General features: G+C 68.5%; 13 protein-coding genes and 1 pseudogene. 7 read left to right on the top strand and 7 right to left on the bottom strand.

What is annotated here, in order from left to right:
- Positions 1 to 91 precede the first annotated feature (91 nt).
- The 5 genes from ON22_RS22880 (at position 92) to ON22_RS22860 (ending at position 8,292) form a co-directional block, all read left to right on the top strand.
- The gene (locus ON22_RS22880; protein WP_051157985.1) at positions 92 to 2,740 is read left to right on the top strand and encodes a cation-translocating P-type ATPase; all 2,649 of its coding nucleotides are present in this window, start codon (positions 92 to 94) and stop codon (positions 2,738 to 2,740) included.
- Positions 2,741 to 2,964: 224 nt separating this feature from the next.
- The gene (locus ON22_RS22875; protein ID WP_033242925.1) at positions 2,965 to 3,177 is read left to right on the top strand and encodes a DUF2267 domain-containing protein; all 213 of its coding nucleotides are present in this window, start codon (positions 2,965 to 2,967) and stop codon (positions 3,175 to 3,177) included.
- On the top strand, positions 3,177 to 5,462 hold the full coding sequence (ppsA, locus tag ON22_RS22870; RefSeq protein ID WP_086007789.1) for a phosphoenolpyruvate synthase: 2,286 nt from the start codon (positions 3,177 to 3,179) through the stop codon (positions 5,460 to 5,462). The genes ON22_RS22875 and ppsA overlap by 1 nt, the downstream gene beginning before the upstream one ends.
- A gap of 51 nt (positions 5,463 to 5,513) precedes the next feature.
- Positions 5,514 to 7,046 (top strand): bifunctional aminoglycoside phosphotransferase/ATP-binding protein, encoded by a 1,533-nt coding sequence (locus ON22_RS22865; RefSeq protein ID WP_063820642.1) that lies wholly within the window; start codon positions 5,514 to 5,516, stop codon positions 7,044 to 7,046.
- Between the two features lie 271 nt (positions 7,047 to 7,317).
- Positions 7,318 to 8,292, top strand: a complete 975-nt coding sequence (locus ON22_RS22860) for a pentapeptide repeat-containing protein (protein ID WP_157170430.1) — start codon at positions 7,318 to 7,320, stop codon at positions 8,290 to 8,292.
- An 11-nt stretch (positions 8,293 to 8,303) separates the two neighbouring features.
- On the opposite strand, the gene ON22_RS22855 is transcribed toward ON22_RS22860, so the two are convergent.
- Both ON22_RS22855 and ON22_RS22850 read right to left on the bottom strand, forming a co-directional pair.
- A complete protein-coding gene (locus ON22_RS22855; RefSeq protein ID WP_033242928.1) occupies positions 8,304 to 8,756 on the bottom strand; it encodes a CBS domain-containing protein in 453 nt (150 codons plus the stop codon).
- Positions 8,757 to 8,864: 108 nt separating this feature from the next.
- Positions 8,865 to 9,866 carry a zinc-binding alcohol dehydrogenase family protein gene (locus ON22_RS22850; protein ID WP_033243144.1) on the bottom strand — a complete coding sequence of 334 codons (1,002 nt, stop codon included), beginning with the start codon at positions 9,864 to 9,866 and terminating at the stop codon, positions 8,865 to 8,867.
- A gap of 306 nt (positions 9,867 to 10,172) precedes the next feature.
- Between ON22_RS22850 and ON22_RS22845 the strand changes: the two genes are divergently transcribed.
- Both ON22_RS22845 and ON22_RS22840 read left to right on the top strand, forming a co-directional pair.
- A complete protein-coding gene (locus ON22_RS22845) occupies positions 10,173 to 11,048 on the top strand; it encodes a universal stress protein (protein WP_033242929.1) in 876 nt (291 codons plus the stop codon).
- Positions 11,049 to 11,160: 112 nt separating this feature from the next.
- A complete protein-coding gene (locus ON22_RS22840) occupies positions 11,161 to 11,838 on the top strand; it encodes an SRPBCC family protein (protein WP_174375619.1) in 678 nt (225 codons plus the stop codon).
- On the opposite strand, the gene ON22_RS22835 is transcribed toward ON22_RS22840, so the two are convergent.
- The 5 genes and pseudogenes from ON22_RS22835 to ON22_RS35905 form a co-directional block, all read right to left on the bottom strand.
- Complete coding sequence (locus ON22_RS22835; RefSeq protein WP_255218553.1) at positions 11,825 to 12,295, bottom strand: pyridoxamine 5'-phosphate oxidase family protein; 471 nt, start codon at positions 12,293 to 12,295, stop codon at positions 11,825 to 11,827. The two genes, ON22_RS22840 and ON22_RS22835, sit on opposite strands and share 14 nt — an antisense overlap.
- A 72-nt stretch (positions 12,296 to 12,367) precedes the next feature.
- A complete protein-coding gene (locus ON22_RS22830; protein ID WP_156052242.1) occupies positions 12,368 to 13,030 on the bottom strand; it encodes a hypothetical protein in 663 nt (220 codons plus the stop codon).
- 132 nt (positions 13,031 to 13,162) lie between these two features.
- The gene (locus ON22_RS22825; protein WP_051157968.1) at positions 13,163 to 14,065 is read right to left on the bottom strand and encodes a universal stress protein; all 903 of its coding nucleotides are present in this window, start codon (positions 14,063 to 14,065) and stop codon (positions 13,163 to 13,165) included.
- A 90-nt stretch (positions 14,066 to 14,155) separates the two neighbouring features.
- Positions 14,156 to 14,752, bottom strand: a complete 597-nt coding sequence (locus ON22_RS34865) for an Rv1733c family protein (protein WP_051157967.1) — start codon at positions 14,750 to 14,752, stop codon at positions 14,156 to 14,158.
- A gap of 74 nt (positions 14,753 to 14,826) precedes the next feature.
- Positions 14,827 to 16,130: pseudogene (locus ON22_RS35905) on the bottom strand (SulP family inorganic anion transporter); the annotation flags it as partial.

Below are 16,130 nucleotides of genomic sequence, written 5' to 3'. Positions count from 1 at the left end.
GAGGATCGAAGCCCGGGCGGGTAGTTGGTCCCGGCGCGCAGGGTCCGACGACTCTGCCCAGGCAAGGGTGCACGCGGGCAGTCTCACGCCCATGGACGCCTTGCCCCGTGGGGGCGCAGGTGCCGGTGAGCCGACCGGACAGATCCCGGCCGGTTTGACTACAGCCGAGGCGGCCGCACGGCTGCACACCGGTGGGCCCAACGAACTGCCGGCCCCGCAACGGCGGAGCCCGGTGCGGGAGCTGGCTGCGCAGCTGACCCACTTCTTCGCTCTCATGTTGTGGGCGGCCGCAGCGCTGGCGCTGGTGGCCGGGATGCCGGTGCTGGCCGTGGCCATCGCGGTGGTGGTGTGTCTCAACGCGGGCTTCGCCTTCGCCCAGGAATACCGTGCCGACCGGGCGACCGAACGACTGCGCGATCTGTTGCCGGTGCGGGCCCGAGTGCGCCGAAACGGTGCCGTCGTCGCCGTCGAATCTCGGGACCTGGTCGTGGGCGATCTGCTGGTGCTCGAGGCCGGGGCGCGGGTGTGCGCTGATGCGCTGGTCTGCGGGGCGCAGAACCTTCATATCGACGAATCGATGCTGTCCGGTGAGAGCACGCCGGTATCGGTGGGCCGCGGGCGAACCATCATGGCCGGCACCTATGTGGTGGCCGGTCACGGCACCGCGGAGGTCAGCGCGACCGGCGCGCGGACCCGGCTGGCGGGGCTGGCCGCCGCCACCGAGAGCGCGAAACGCCCGCCCAGCCCGTTGGCCCGGCAGTTACATCGGGTCGTGCGGGTGGTGGCCATGATCGCGGTCACGGTCGGCGTGATCTCTTTCCTGGTGTTCACGCTGCTGGGCGGAGACGCCACGCAGAGTCTGCTGTTTTCCATCGGGGTGACCGTCGCGCTCGTCCCGGAAGGACTGCTGCCGACGGTAACGCTGTCCCTGGCGCGCGCTGCCCAACGGATGGCGTCGTCCAATGCGCTGGTCAAACGCTTGGAAGCCGTGGAGACGCTGGGTGCGACAACCTTCATCTGTACCGATAAGACCGGGACGCTGACACAGAACCAGATGCAGGTCGTCGAGGTGTGGACCCCAGCGGGGACCACCACCGTCGAGGGCAGCGGCTACGACCCGCAGGGGCGTGTCGAGGGCACCGGCGCGGCGATGGCCGCGACCCACGCTGCCGCCGATTCGGCCGCACGCTGCTCGCCGGACGCGAGGGCTCAGCACACCCACGGCCGGTGGCTGCCTCTCGGTGACCCGCTCGAGGTCGCCGTCCATGTGCTGGCGGCCCGCGCCGGGATCACCGCACCACCACCGCCGGCGCAGCACCGCGAACCGTTCGACAACCACACGCGTCGCGCCACAGCCACCGATATCGACGGCACCCACATCACCGGCGCCCCGGAAGCCGTACTCGACCTGTGCGCCCGCCGACCCGGAACCGACCTCGCGGCCGCCACGGCCGCGCTCTCGCGGATGGCCGAACGAGGACTGCGCGTGATCGCGGTCGCCCGCACCGACCCCGAGGCGGCGGAACCGGCGCTGCTAGGCCTGCTCGCACTGGAGGATCCACCCCGGCCGGGGGTCGCCGAGGCGCTGACCTCCTGCCGGCGCGCCGGGATCTCGGTCGCCATGATCACCGGTGACCACCCCGCCACAGCCGCCGCCCTCGCCCAGGAGATCGGACTGCTCGGGGCCGACCGCTTCGTCGTGGTCGGCGCGGACCTGCCCCGCGACGACAAGGAACTGGGCGTGCTGCTCGACCGCGACGGTGTCGTCGTCGCGCGGGTGGCACCGGAGGAAAAACTGCGGATCGCGGCCGTTTTGCAACGCCGTGGCCACATCGTGGCGATGACCGGCGACGGCGTCAACGACGGCCCCGCCCTGCGCACCGCCGATATCGGGGTCGCGATGGGCGCCTCCGGCACCGATGTCGCCCGCGAAGCCGCCGACCTGGTGCTGCTCGACGACCATTTCGGCACCATCGTCGCCGCCATCGAACTCGGGCGCGCGACCTTCGCCAACATCCGCAGATTCTTGACCTATCACCTCACCGACAACGTCGCCGAACTCGCACCATTCGCGGTGTGGGCCGCCTCCGGCGGCTCGATCCCGTTGGGATTCACCGTCTTGCAGGTGCTGGCCCTCGATATCGGCACCGACATGCTCCCGGCCCTCGGGCTGGGCGCCGAGCCCCCGAACCCGCGCACCATGTCCGGGCGGTCCCGGGTCGGGAAACTGATCGACCGGTCCTTGCTGCGGCGCGCGTTCGGGGTGCTGGGCCCCACGGAAGCCGGAATCGGGATGATCGCCTTCCTCACCGTGTTGTCTGCGGGCGGCTGGCGGTGGGGCCTCGAGGCCGACACCACGCTCGTGGCCGTGGCCTCGGGCACCCTGTTCACCGCCGTGGTCCTCGGGCAGCTCACCAACGCCTTCGCCTGCCGCAGCGAAACCCGGTGGGTGGGGTCGACCGGCTGGCGGGGCAACCCCTTGCTGCTGTGGTCCGTGACCATCGAAGTGGTGTTGCTCGCCGTGTTCCTCTGGGTACCTCCCCTGCCCCAGCTGCTCGGCGGCACCGCCCCTACCTGGCAGGGCTGGCTGCTGGCCGCCGCCGCCATCCCCGCCGTGCTGGCCGCAGACACCGCCGACAAAGCCGTGCGCGCACACCGCCGCACAACCCCAACACAGGCTCCGGCATCGGCCGGCCACCGCGATGCCCGCCGGCCACAGGTCGTGCGCGCCGACGACTGAGCGCAACCAGCTTCACCCTTCCCGGCGCCGCCGATCCTGCCTACAGACAGCCGGTGCGGCGACCCCCAGAGCACAACCGGAAAGGTCCAAGGTCCCAGCGGCTCAGGCACGACGACACTGCCCCCGCGGCCGGTATATCGGCCACGCTGAACCCGTACCCAGGCAGACTCCGCGGCGCCCGCCGACCCCGGCGACGGTTGCCGCCGAGCCCGAGAGGACCGGCCATGCCGCTACCCCATGATCCGCTGGCCCCAGCGATCAACACGGCACACCAATGGCTGCGCGCGGTCACCGAAGCACTGAGCCGACTGTTCTCCACCGGGCAACTGGACCGGCTCCTTGCCGAACTACCTGCCCCCTTACGGCGGCTGCTCACCGCAGAGCTGCTCAGCAGCACATTCGCCGCCGCCGCCACCGACAACCAAGGGAGTCGATGATGGGCGCCTACGTCGCCGCGTTCGATCAACTGCGCCTGGCCGACGCCGACGAAGCCGGCGGCAAGGGCGCCAACCTCGGTGAACTCGTCGCCGCCAGCCTCCCGGTCCCGCCGGGATTCGTGGTGCTGCGCTCCTGCTACGAGCAGATCGTTGCCCAAGGAGCCCACGGCGCCAAACTTGCAGCGCTGCACGCCGAAGCGCTCTCCGCCGCCGCGGCGGCCGATCCTGTCCGGGTCGATGTGCTGTGCCAGCGCATGCGCGACATCGTGCACGCCTGCACTCTCGACGCCGAAGCGCGCTCGGCGATCACGGCCGCCTACAGTTTACTCGGCGACCGCGCCGACGTGGCGGTGCGTTCCTCAGCGGTCGGCGAGGACAGTGCGACCTCCTCGTTCGCAGGCATGAACCTCACCCGCACCAATGTGCGTGGCGAAAACGAGCTCATCGAGGCAATCTTCGACTGCTGGGCCTCGCTGTTCAGCCCACGGGTGCTGACCTATCGAGCCCGCCGCGACATGCAGGCCACACCGGCCATGGCTGTGGTCGTGCAAAAGATGGTGCAGGCACGCCGCGCCGGTGTCGCCTTCACCGCCGACCCCGCCACCGGACGCCGGGACCGCATCGTCATCGACGCAGCCCGCGGCCAAGGAGAGGTCGTGGTCTCCGGCGCCACCCAACCCGACACCTACCTCCTCGATACCGACGGCCCCCGCCTACTCGAACACCGGCCCGGACACCAGGATTTCGCCATCGTCGCCGGACCCGGCGGAGACCGCCGCATCGAACTCAGCGAGGAAGACAAAGCAGCGCCGGCGCTGACCGAACCCGAAGCCATCGAGGTGGCCAAGCTGGCCCTGGCCGTACACCACCATCACGGCGACCACCCACAAGACGTCGAATGGGTCTACAACGAGGACGCATTGTGGCTGGTCCAAGCACGGCCCGTCACCACACTGCCCGAACCCCACCCCGCCCCGGCCGCTCCCCCGCCGGCGACAGTGCTCGTCCGCGGTTTGGCCGCCGCACCCGGCACCGCCGACGGGACCGTGCGCGTACTGTCCGCGCCGGAACAAGGGACGGCGCTCGCGCACGGCGAGATCCTGGTCGCGCCCATGACCAACCCGGACTGGCTGCCCACCATCAGCCGCGCCGCCGCCGTGGTGACCGACAGCGGCGGAATGACCTGCCACGCCGCGATCGTCGCCCGAGAGCTCGGTGTTCCCTGCATCGTCGGCGCCCGCACGGCGACCACCACGCTCACCGACGGAGACACCGTCACCGTCGACGGCTCAACAGGTGAAGTCCGCGCCGGCGCGCAGCCCCACCCGGCGGTTGCCAGCGAACCCCGCACCGGTGGTGCCGCCGCAGCCGCGCCCGCTACGGCCACCAAACTGTATGTCAACCTCGCACTACCCGAAGCCGCGCAACGCGCCGCCGCCGCCGACACCGACGGAGTCGGGCTGCTGCGCGCCGAGATGCTGTTGACCCGCGCACTCGACAACCGGCACCCCCGTGAAGTGATCGCCCGCGGTGAACAACGCGTGTTCCTCGACCGCATGGTCGACGCACTCACCCACATCACCGCCGCGTTCGCTCCGCGGCCGGTGATCTACCGCGCCACCGATTTCCGCAGCAACGAATTCCGCGACCTCGAAGGCGGGGCCAGCTACGAGCCGCTGGAACACAACCCGATGATCGGCTATCGCGGCTGCTACCGATACACCCAGGAACCGGAAGTGTTCCAGCTCGAGATGACCGCCTTGGCCGAGGTCCGGCAACGAACCCCGAACCTGCACCTGATGCTCCCGTTCGTGCGCACCCGCTGGGAACTGGAAGCATGCCTGGACCTCATCGATTCCGGCCCGCTGCGCCATCAGCGCGGAATGCACCGCTGGGTCATGGCCGAAGTGCCGTCGATCACCTACTGGCTGCCCGAATACGCCGGCCTGGGCATCGACGGGGTCTCGATCGGCAGCAACGACCTCACCCAACTCACCCTGGGAGTCGACCGCGACTCCACCGAGTGCGCGCCGTTGTTCGACGAATCCGACCCCGCAGTGCTCGACGCGATCTCCACCATCGTCTCCACCGCACGCAAATCGGGGATCACCTCCTCGTTGTGCGGGCAGGCACCGTCGAGAAACCCCGACTTCGCCGAACACCTGATCCGGATGGGCATCACCTCGATATCGGTCACCACTGATGCCGTCCCGGCCGCACGCCGCGCCATCGATACCGCCGAACGACGGCTACTGCTCGAGCACGCCCGCGCGACCGCCGGATGAGCGGCAGTCCTCTGCCCGGCCCGGAGATACACCCAACAGACAGGACCCAGGATGGACCCAGCGGTCGAACTGCGGGAAACACACACCGGGATCGTGCTCCTCTGCGGGGACCGGGTGTACAAGGCCAAAAAACCGATCACCACCGACTTCCTCGACTTCGCCACCCCGCAACAGCGGGAACGGGCCTGCACCCGCGAGATCGAACTGAACCGGCGCCTCGCTCCCGACATCTACCTCGGACTCGGCCATTTCACCCACCCCGACGCAGCGGCGGACGAGCCGGTGATCGTCATGCGCCGCCTCCCCGAACACACCCGGTTATCGCATCGGCTCAGCGAACCGGCCGGCGAGCCCGTCGACCTCACACCCCTGATCGAGGTGCTCGTGGACTTCCACACCACCGCCCGGCGAGGACCCGAGATCGACCGCGCCGGCACCGCCGACGCGGTCCAGGGCCGGTGGACCGACCTGCTGACAAGCATGCGCCACCAGCCACCCGAAATCATCGACCCCGCACTGCTCGACACCATCGACACACTGGCCCGGCACTACCTGACCGGCCGCCGGCAGCTGTTCGACGACCGCATCGCCGGGCAACGAATCATCGACGGACACGGCGACCTGCTCGCCGAAGACATCTTCGAACTCCCCGACGGATTCCGCATTCTCGACTGCCTGGACTTCGACGACGATCTGCGGTTCGTGGACTGCCTCGACGACATCGCCTTCCTCGCCATGGACCTGCAGTTCCTCGGCCACCCCGACCACGCGATCGACCTGATACGCACCTATCAGCGCCGCACCGCAGACACCGCCCCGGCCTCGCTGGCCGATCACTACATCGCCTACCGTGCGCTGGTGCGCGCGAAAGTCGACGCCATCCGCGCCGGCCAAGGCGACGCAGAAGGCAGTGACCGCGCACACCGGCACCTGCAGATCGCCGTCGAGCACCTGCGGGCATCGGCAGTGCGACTGGTCCTCGTCGGCGGACTACCCGGAACCGGCAAAACCAGCGTCGCCGCCGGACTGGCACAACGAACCGGCGCCGAGGTGCTCTCCAGCGACACGGTACGTGCCGAATTGCGCGCCGGCGGCGACATCGTCGGGGAAAGCGGCACCTACGGCCACGGGGCCTACTCTCCCGGCAACAAGCAGCGTGTCTACACCGAACTGTTGAACCGCGCCCGGACACTGCTGGATTCGGGTCGATCGGTGATCCTCGATGCGAGCTGGGGCGACGCCACCGAACGAAGCCGCGCTCATGCCCTCGCACACCGGACCGGTGCCCGTTTCGCGACGCTGCGCTGCGTGTGCCCGGCACCCGTGGCCGCCGACCGCATCCGCCGCCGCCGACACGACATCTCCGAGGCCACACCACGCATTGCCGCCGCCCTGGCCGGCGCGGCGGACCCGTGGCCGGAAGCAGTCGACATCGACACAGGCACACCGCTGGATACCGCGGTGTCGACCGCTCACCTGGTATGGGACGCTCTCACCGACGAGCCCACCGCCGGCACAGAATCACAGCGTTGCAGCTCGTCCGCTACCACTGTCACCGAGTGGTCGTCGATCGCCCAACTCTGACGGCCCTCGATGATCGTTGACGTCGGTCGAACCGCGAGATCCTCATCTCGGCACGATCCGACGCCGTGGATCGCGGCTCCGGCACCGGTACCGGCTCGAGTTCTTCGAGGCACTGTGGGATATCTCGGCAAGCAAGTGGGCTCGGCGCTGAGGTCGTCCGCCAGGGCAGTCGAGTTCGGGCCGCTCACACTGTTACAGCCGACTCACTGTAGGCTCGCAGAAGATACGTGATCGGTTGTGACCGTGTGGGTTTGGCCCGATAATGCGTGTTGTGACGGCGGGTGGCAGGCAGCAATCGGCAGATGGCCCGGGAGAGGCACCACCTTCGAGTTCGGACGGCAGAGGACACGGGGCGGCGGTCTCGACTCCTGACGGACAGACGCCCACTGCAGAGGCTGCAGCACCGCCCGACGTCGAGCCCTCGGACATGGCATCGACTCCGTCGCCGCAACCGACAGCGGTCGGGTCGCAGGATTCGGGGAAGACGTGGTCGAAGGTCGCCACGATAGTGACCGCCTTCGGCACGTTGATAGCCTCATTCGCCGCTGTGGGAGCGCTCTATTACTCCAACAGCACTCTCAACGCCACCAACGACCAACTCGAGTTGGCGCGGCGGACCGCGCAATCCGAACAGATCAAATCAGCGACAGAACAACTCGATTCCGACAAGGAAAGTGTCCGCCTCGGCGGCATCTACCTCATCGAACGCCTCGCTCAGGATTCCGCCGACGACCGCGCCGCTCTCCGCAGACTGCTCGAAGCGTTCGTGCGCACGGAAACCCCGCACGGCTCCTGCGCGCTCAAAGTACCGGCCCCAGTCGATATTCAGGCTGCACTGGAGGTCATCACGAAGTACACCGCGCTACCCGACACCTCAAACATCGATCTCGGAGCGACCTGTCTCAACGACCTGTTCCTGCCCAGCCCGGACTTCAGCGGCGCGATACTGGCCGGCTCGAACCTCAGCCGCGGCGGCCTGGGCGGTGCGGACTTCAGCGGCACGGCCCTGTCCCATACGGATTTCACCGACACGGTCCTCGACAGTGCGGACTTCCGCGGCGCGATCCTGCTCAACGCAAACCTCACCGGCACATACCTGCGCGCGGCAGACTTGTCGGGCGCGCTCCTGTACGGGGCCGACCTCACCGACGCGTTCCTGGGCGATGCGAATCTCACCGGCGTCATCTACGACGACAAAACACGGTGGCCGCCGGGGTTTGTCCCGCCACCGTCGTCACAACCCTGAGAGCTGAGTTGTTACGGTGTGGATGGCTCGGTCTGTGCGGGTAGTTTCTGTTCACAGATCGCTTCGACGAATTCGCCGACAGCTTTTTCGGGCAGGCTCCGGGCGAGGTCGGCTTCGGTGATGATGCCCACCAACCGGCCGTGCTCGGTGACCGGTAGCCGGCGCACCTGGTACTGCTCCATCACTGCCACAGCGTCGCTGATATCGGCGTCGGATTCCACGGTGTGCAGCTCGTCGCCCTGGGCGTATTCACCGGCGGTGGCGGTGGCGGGATTGTGGCCCTGCGCGAGGCATTTCACGACGATGTCGCGGTCGGTGACGATACCGACCGCGTGGCCTTCGCCGTCGCAGATCGGCAGGGCACCGACGCCGCGTTGACGCATCTGCTGTGCCGCGGTGTCGAGTGTGTCGCGTACCCCGATATGGGCCACATCGTCGTGCATCACGGCCCCTGCTGTGGTCATTGCTGCCTCCTGACGTCGCGTTTTCGGTGGTGAGTTCCATCCTCGCCACCCCCGGGGCCCGCGCGGCAGGGACCTAGGTACTCAGTGGCAGGTCTTCGGTAATCCCGGTCAGGGAATCAGGACCGCCGCGCCGTCGTAGGCGCCGGCGGCGAGGTCGCTCAACGCCCAGTCGGCGTGGTCGAGTGGGTAATGGTGCGTGGTGACCTGCAGCCGCTGCCGGCCGGCCACTTCCAGAAACTCCCGCGCCGAGGCGCGGGTGTTGGAGGTGACACTGCGTATCTGGCGTTCCCAGAACAAGTGGCGTTGATAGTTCAATGGCGGTATATCGCTGAGATGGATGCCGGCGACGGCCAGCGTCCCGCCGGCGTCGAGCGCTTCCAGCGCCGGTAACACCAGTTCACCGGCCGGGGCGAACAGAATCGCCGAATCCAGTGGCTCCGGCGGCGGCTGAGCGGCATCGACGGCCGACGCGGCGCCGAGCGACAGCGCCAGGGCACGTGCAGCCGCGCCTCTGGTCATCACGTGCACGCGGGCGCCTCGGGCCACCGCGATCTGGACGGTGATATGGGCGCTGCCGCCGAACCCGTAGATTCCCAGCACCCCGCCGTCGGGCAGTTCCGCGCGCTGCAGCGCGTGGTAGCCGATCACCCCCGCACACAGCAGTGGTGCGAGATGTTCGTTGTCGTAGCCCGCGGGCAGCGGCAGCGCGAACTCCGCAGGAACGGTGGTGAACTCCGCGTAGCCGCCGTCGGCGTCCCAGCCGGTGTATCGCGAGCGCGGGCACAGGTTCTCCGCGCCACGCCGGCAGTAGCGGCACTCGCCGCAGGTGTAGCGCAGCCACGGCACCCCGATTTTCTGTCCGGACACGAAGGCGTGCGCGGGGCTGGTATCCGCGGAAACGACTTCTGCGACGACCTCGTGGCCGGGGACCACATGCCGGCGGTGGACGGGCAGATCCCCCTCCACCAGGTGCAGATCGGTCCGGCACACCCCGCAGGCCAGGACCCGGACCAGCAATTGCCCTTCGGCCGGTACCGGCATCGGTTCAACGCTCATGCGCAGCGGCTGCTGCCGGATATCGGCCGGCGAGTCCAGCCGCCATGCTCGCATCGACACGTTCGATCCTTTCGTCGCCTTCCCGTCTGTACTGCGGCTTTACCTACAACCGGACCGTTCAGCGGTCTCCGTCGGTCCCTTTGTTCTTCCACGATGGACTGTCGATCGGCCCCCGCGCCTGTTCTTCGGCGCCCGAGCAACTTTCGACCCACGGATTCGTGACAAACGGCAGCAGAAGAGCGCCACCACCACCCCTACGGTGAGGGTAATCGACCCGAACCCCGTGCCCGGGGCGACGCGGCCGAGCGTCAGGACCACCGTCGGCTCCCTTTTCAGCCGACACCGAGCGGAAGGCCTACCATGACCGCACATTCCCAGCCTGCCATCGTCGTCGGAATCGACGGATCATCGCCGTCGATGGCGGCACTGCTCTGGGCCGCCCAGGCCGCCGAGTCGCGCCGCGCGCCGCTGCGACTGGTCTATGCAGTCGGCGCCCCGATCGACTACGGCCCGGGGATCAGCGTCATCGTTGATAATCAGGCCATGCGTGTCGACGGCGAAGCCTTGCTGCGCACCGCCGAGAAGAATGCCCGGGAGACGGTGACCCGTCCCGACGAGCTCGAGGTCGAGACCGTGGTCGCCGATCCGCCGCCGGTCCCGGTGCTGATCGACCGTTCCAAAGGTGCGTTGATGATGGTGGTGGGTACTCACGGCTACGGCGCGGTGGGCCGTACCTTGCTCGGTTCGGTGAGCAGCGCTCTGGTTCGTCATGCCCATTGCCCGGTCGCGGTGATTCCCGAAGCCGACGGCGCCGACGTGGCCGAACGAGCCGGGCGGCCTGTTGTCGTGGGCGTGGACGGGTCCGAGGAGGGAGCCCTGGCCATCGATATCGCTTTCGACGAGGCCTCGCGTCGCGGTGTCGGTGTGGTTGCCGTGACGGTGTGGTCGGAGTTCTTCCGCTACATCTCTCGCGACGAGATGGCTGAGCAGGCCCGTGCGATCCAGTCCGAGAGCCTCGCCGGCTGTACCGAGCGATACCCCGACGTCGACGTGGTCCGCGTGGTGGTCGAAGACCGACCGGCCCGGCGTCTGCTGCAGGAGGCCGACAAGGCGCAGCTGGTGGTGGTCGGCCGGCGCGGTCGGGGAGGATTCGCTGGAATGACGCTGGGGTCGGTCAGCCGGGCCGTGGTACACCGCAGCGAAGTACCGGTGATCGTCGCACGTTCCCGCGACTGACACCCCGGCGGTCACGGCGCAGGCGAGCAGCTGCTGGACGCCGCGCACCGGGACAGGAGTTCGGACGCGGCGTCGCCTTGTTCGCCATGCCCCTGAAAGAGAGGCGCTGGACGTGGGAGTACTGCGGGAGAAGGCCGGCACGGCCTGTGCGATTGCGCTCGGGGGCTTGGCCGTCGGATACCGCGTGTGGCTGCGGCCACGCTTGCTGACCTGGGGCGCGACCCCCGAGGAGATCTCCCGGAACATGCCCGGTGATGAGCTGCAACCTGAACCCGACCTCACTGCCACCCGGGCGGTGACCATCCATGCCCCGCCCGACGCGGTCTGGCCGTGGCTGGTGCAGATCGGGCCCGGCCGCGGCGGCGCCTACACCTACGACTGGATCGAGAACCTGGCGGGCCTGGATATGCACAGCGCCGACGAGATACGGCCCGAGTGGCAGAACCTGGCCGTCGGCGACACCCTCTCGCTGGGCTCCTCCGGGCCGAGCATGGGTGTGCAAATCCTGTCCCGGCCACACGCGCTGGTCTTCGCCGACGATGACCGCACCTGGGTATGGGCGTTATGCCTCTACCCCACCGGCGATGGCTCCCGCCTGGTGAGCCGCAACCGCATCGTTGTCTCGCGGCGGGCTGCACTGCAGCGCCTGTGGTTCGCCTGCGTGGTCGAACCCGGTAGCTGGGTCATGGAGCGCAAGATGCTGCTCGGCATCAAAGAACGAGTCCACCATGCACAGCCGGATCGGCTGCCCGATTCACGCGAGGCAGCGCGCGCAGCTACCCGGCGCTGACCTGCGGCCGCTCTACCAGCCTGATTCCGGCCACCAGCGTGGGTTCGATAACGATGACTGGACTGTTTCCGCTGTCGAAGAACGTATCGAGACTGTGTTCATAGTCGGCCAGCGCATCCGGTGCGGTCACCGCACGCGCGGGGCCGGTGACCACCACCGACCATCCCAGCCACTGCTGCGGATCGATCGCGTCAGCTTGGTAGGCAACGATCACCGAACCGGTGGGCCGCAGGACGGAAAGACCCGGCAGCAAGCTGGTGCGCACGAGCACCGAACCACCTGGGACAACGAGATGGTTCACTGGACGCACCGCCGGTAAAGCACTGCTGGTGAACACGATCCGGCCGAACGGTGCACTGGCCAGAAGTGCCATCGCCTCCTCGCGCGACAACTCGACCGTGAGCCGCCCGGCATCCGGGCGATCGCGACGCGGCACGCGCTTGTCCACCTCTTCCACGCTGCCTCCTACCCGAGTGCCTACCACCACAGCGGAAATCGAAACACGGTCAGCTACCACGCCCACAGGGCATCAAGCCCCGCGCTCGACGGACCTTCGGCCTCCACCCCCAGCGGTGCAGTGTCGACCGTTGAGCAGATGAACCAGCCACGCCCCGGTGATCCCGGCCATCACCGACGACATGACCAGCCCTGCCAGCACCGCGATCGACACGACAGCCGCAGTGGACTGCCCGGGCTGCCACAGCGGTGTGCTGACGAGCGCGAACGCTGTGAGGCCGAGCATCCACGCCGCCGCGGTAACCCACACCCACGAGCCGGTGCCGGCGATCAATGAGCGCAACACCCACCACTGCGCGACGCCGAGGGAGCCCAGCATCACCGGCGCTCCCACTGCTACCGTGAGCACGACCGCCGGTACCGGCCACCCCTGTAACCCCTCGGAGGCCACGAGTACCGCGCCGACCGACCACGCCAAACCGGCACCGGCCATGGTGGCCACAACCCACTGCCGGGCCGGCATGCCGGAAACAGCCTCCCGGAGCACCCATGCCTGGATCGATCCGAGGATCGCTCCCTCACCGATTCCGGCGACCACCAGCAAGAGGGCGGCGAGGAACGGGCGGGCATCACGGATCGAGGCACCAACCACCGCGGGTACCAGAAACCCAAGCAGCTCACCAGCGGTGACGTAGCGGAACCAGCGCCACCACCACCTCATCGACTGCGCGGTCACCAGCGGACCGGAGGAAACGGGTGGCGCGGGTGCCGCGCTCGCCGCCGTTGCGGTTGTGCCGCTTGTGTGGCGCGGAGCTGCCGCCCGGCCCGAGCGCAGCGTGCATGCACAGGCATTCGATGCTCCGGCGGATCAATCCGGGCGCGGGGCCCGGTCGATGATCATCGGAATGTCCACGGCATGCAACAGAGCAGTACTGGTCGATCCGAGCATCATGCTGCTGAACCCGCCCCGGCCGCGGCTGCCCACGACCAGCAGCTGGCCGTACTCGGACTGGTCCAGCAGGGCACGCACGGGTCTGTCGAGAGTGACCACACGTCTGACTTCGACATCGGGATATTGCTCCTGATGGCCGGCCAGACTTTCGGCCAGCACCGCCCGGGCAGGCTGGTCCCAGTCCGTGGCCGGGAGATCGAGGCCGCTGATATCACTCCAGGTGTGCACCGCCAATAGGTCGACTTTGCGGCGAGCGGCTTCGTCGAAGGCCAGCGCTATCGCTGCGTCGCTGTTGGCGGTGCCGTCAACGCCGACCACGACCGGTTTGCCGACCGAGACGGCGTCGAGCGCGGAGGTGGTGTGGATGACCGCGACCGGGCAGTGTGCGTGGTGCGTGACCGCGGTGCTCACCGAACCGAGCATGCCCCGCTGGAATGCACCCATTCCACGGCTGCCGACGACCAGCAACTGCATCTGCCGCGACCGTGTGATCAACGCCGACGCGATGAGTTCGAACGTCACTTCCGTCGTGATCGCCGTAGCGCCACCCGAGGTCGTGCGCGCTATCCGGGCGGCTTCACCCGCGATCTGATCCCCCTCGCGACGGCCATGCTGCTCGGGCAGCGACGGCACTATATCGAGATCGAATCCCCCGGCGACCGACATCGACGTAAGGATGTGCAGGGCACACCCCCGCAGTGCCGCTTCCGCTCCCGCCCACGCGACGGCGTGGTAGCCGCTGGCCGACCCGTCGACCGCTGCCAGAATCGTCGGGACGGCAGAATCTTTCGCGCTGTGCGGATCACCATGACGTGCCATGCGTTGGTTCCTTTCTACGGCCGGCCGTGGCGGAATCGTCAGGGCGGCGAAATGGTCAGGACCTCGGAGCAGGGTCCGCCCGTGGCTGTGTCAGGGCAGGTTTTCGGTGGTGCCGGTGAGGGCCTGCCATTCCCGATCCCACTGCCTGTTACGGCGCCGCGACAACAGCCACGACGCGGAACCGGCAGCGCCCCACGCGGCGAAGCCGGCCATGACGACAACGGCCATCGCCACCATGGTCCCGGTCGTTGCCGCGGCACTGGAGTGGCGTGGTGGCCCGGTGCGCCGGCCTTCGCTGTCGACCCACAGCGTGACCCGGTCGCCGGGCACTGCCGTGGGAGGCACCGCGACGTCGGCCTCACCGCGGTGACCGCTGTGCTCCCAGCTCACCGTCGCTTCGGCGGCATGCAGACCGCTTCGACCCGGTTCGCCGACGATGACGGCGTCGACGGGGGATCTGCTACGTTGTTCGAGTTCGACCTGTGCGGCGACACTGGTGTAGACGCCGGTTCCTATCGCTGCCGAGATCGGGATCAGCACCGCCACCGCCAGCACCGCGAGGATCCGGATGGTGGTTTCGAGGCGATCGCACGGCCGCATCAGCGCGTTGGGGTTGGTCGGCCGCAGTGCCCAACTACGGGTGAACACAGCCCACCGGATGTGGGCGTTCGGCCCGGGCTCGGTCATCACCAACACCTCTTCCGACACCTTGCTCTGGGTAGAGCTTCGCGCCCGAAGCCGGGCGGGGTCAGAGAAGAAAGTCATCTCCCCGGCGGGCCGAGTGGCCCCTGACCGTCGGCCTCGAACGCGGCGACCGCGGTGGGCAAGGTGGGATAGAGATGCCCGGGACCGATCCGTTCGGTCAGTCCACACGCGTCCAGATCGTCGCGGAGGTCTTGTTTCACCCGTGCCAGCGCGAACACGATGCCCCGGCGGTTGAGTTCGTCATGGAGTTGCTCGACAGCGTCCATCGCCGTCAGATCGACTTCGACGTTGGCTTCGACGTTGAGAACGAACCAGCGCACCGGGGTGCCGCTGCGCTGCGCCCACGAGTCCACCGCGGCCGCCGCTCGTTGCCGGAACTCCTCGGCGTTGGCGAAACACAGCGACGCGTCGTAGCGGTAGATCACCAGCCCGGGCAACGGGCGCGCCTGCGGGTAGTCGTCGATATTGTGCATCCCCGCCATGTTCGGGACGAAGCCCAGGATCGCATCGTGGGCGCGGGCGATGCGCCGCAGCAGGTCCAGCACCGACAGCGCGACCGCGACGAATACCCCGTAGAGCACGCCCAGCGCCAGCACCGCAACGACGGTGGTGGCCGCCAGCACCACCGACACGGTGACCAGCGAATGGACCTGTGTGCGGCCACCATGGCGTCGATGATCGAGGTCCGGCTACCGCTGCAGCTCACCGGGAACCCCTGCAGGACTCCGGCACTCAGATTCGTGGCGCCCAGCGCACCGAGTTCGATATTGGCATCCACGTGCCGCCGGTGCCGGCCCGCGAAAGCGCGGGCGGTGAGGATGGTGTCGGAGAACCCGACCACCGCGATACCGACAGCGGGCAACAGCAACGCGGCAATATCGCCGGAGGAAACCCGCGGGATCTGCAGTGCCGGAAAATCCGCGGGGATCGTCCCGGCAACCTCGATCCCGTACCGGGTGAAATCGAAGACCGCCACCACCGCGGTCGCCGCCAAGACTGCGAGCAACGGCCCCGGAACCCGCGGAGTGCGCCATGCCAGTACGACCAGCGTGGCCAGCACGGCAGCGGCGAGCAACACGGTGGGCCAATGCCAATCGCCGAGGTGCGCCGCCAGCGACCGCATTTGCGCCGCGACGTCGTTGCCGGATATCGGGACACCGGTCACCGCACCGAGCTGGCTCACGATCATGGTGCCCGCGATACCTGCCAAGTACCCGACCAGTACAGGTTTGGACAACATATCGGCCAGCACCCCGAGCCTGGCCAGCGCCGCGGCCAGGCACACGCCCCCGACCAGCACGGCCAGCACCGCCGCGAGGGCGGCGTAGCGATCCGGCTGTCCGGCTGCCAGCGGGGCCAG

Source organism: Nocardia carnea NBRC 14403 (assembly GCF_000308515.1).
Taxonomy (GTDB): Bacteria; Actinomycetota; Actinomycetes; order Mycobacteriales; family Mycobacteriaceae; genus Nocardia; species Nocardia carnea.
This window is presented reverse-complemented; position numbering and strand designations above follow the sequence as displayed.

Bases quoted from the DNA above. Each gene is read 5' to 3' on its own strand.
- ON22_RS22855 (WP_033242928.1), bottom strand. From the start codon at position 8,756: ATGACCACAGCAGGGGCCGTGATGCACGACGATGTGGCCCATATCGGG.
- ON22_RS22825 (WP_051157968.1), bottom strand. From the start codon at position 14,065: ATGGCACGTCATGGTGATCCGCACAGCGCGAAAGATTCTGCCGTCCCG.
- ON22_RS22850 (WP_033243144.1), bottom strand. From the start codon at position 9,866: ATGCGAGCATGGCGGCTGGACTCGCCGGCCGATATCCGGCAGCAGCCG.
- ON22_RS22875 (WP_033242925.1), top strand. From the start codon at position 2,965: ATGCCGCTACCCCATGATCCGCTGGCCCCAGCGATCAACACGGCACAC.
- ppsA (WP_086007789.1), top strand. From the start codon at position 3,177: ATGGGCGCCTACGTCGCCGCGTTCGATCAACTGCGCCTGGCCGACGCC.
- ON22_RS22845 (WP_033242929.1), top strand. From the start codon at position 10,173: ATGACCGCACATTCCCAGCCTGCCATCGTCGTCGGAATCGACGGATCA.
- ON22_RS22865 (WP_063820642.1), top strand. From the start codon at position 5,514: ATGGACCCAGCGGTCGAACTGCGGGAAACACACACCGGGATCGTGCTC.
- ON22_RS34865 (WP_051157967.1), bottom strand. From the start codon at position 14,752: ATGACCGAGCCCGGGCCGAACGCCCACATCCGGTGGGCTGTGTTCACC.
- ON22_RS22880 (WP_051157985.1), top strand. From the start codon at position 92: ATGGACGCCTTGCCCCGTGGGGGCGCAGGTGCCGGTGAGCCGACCGGA.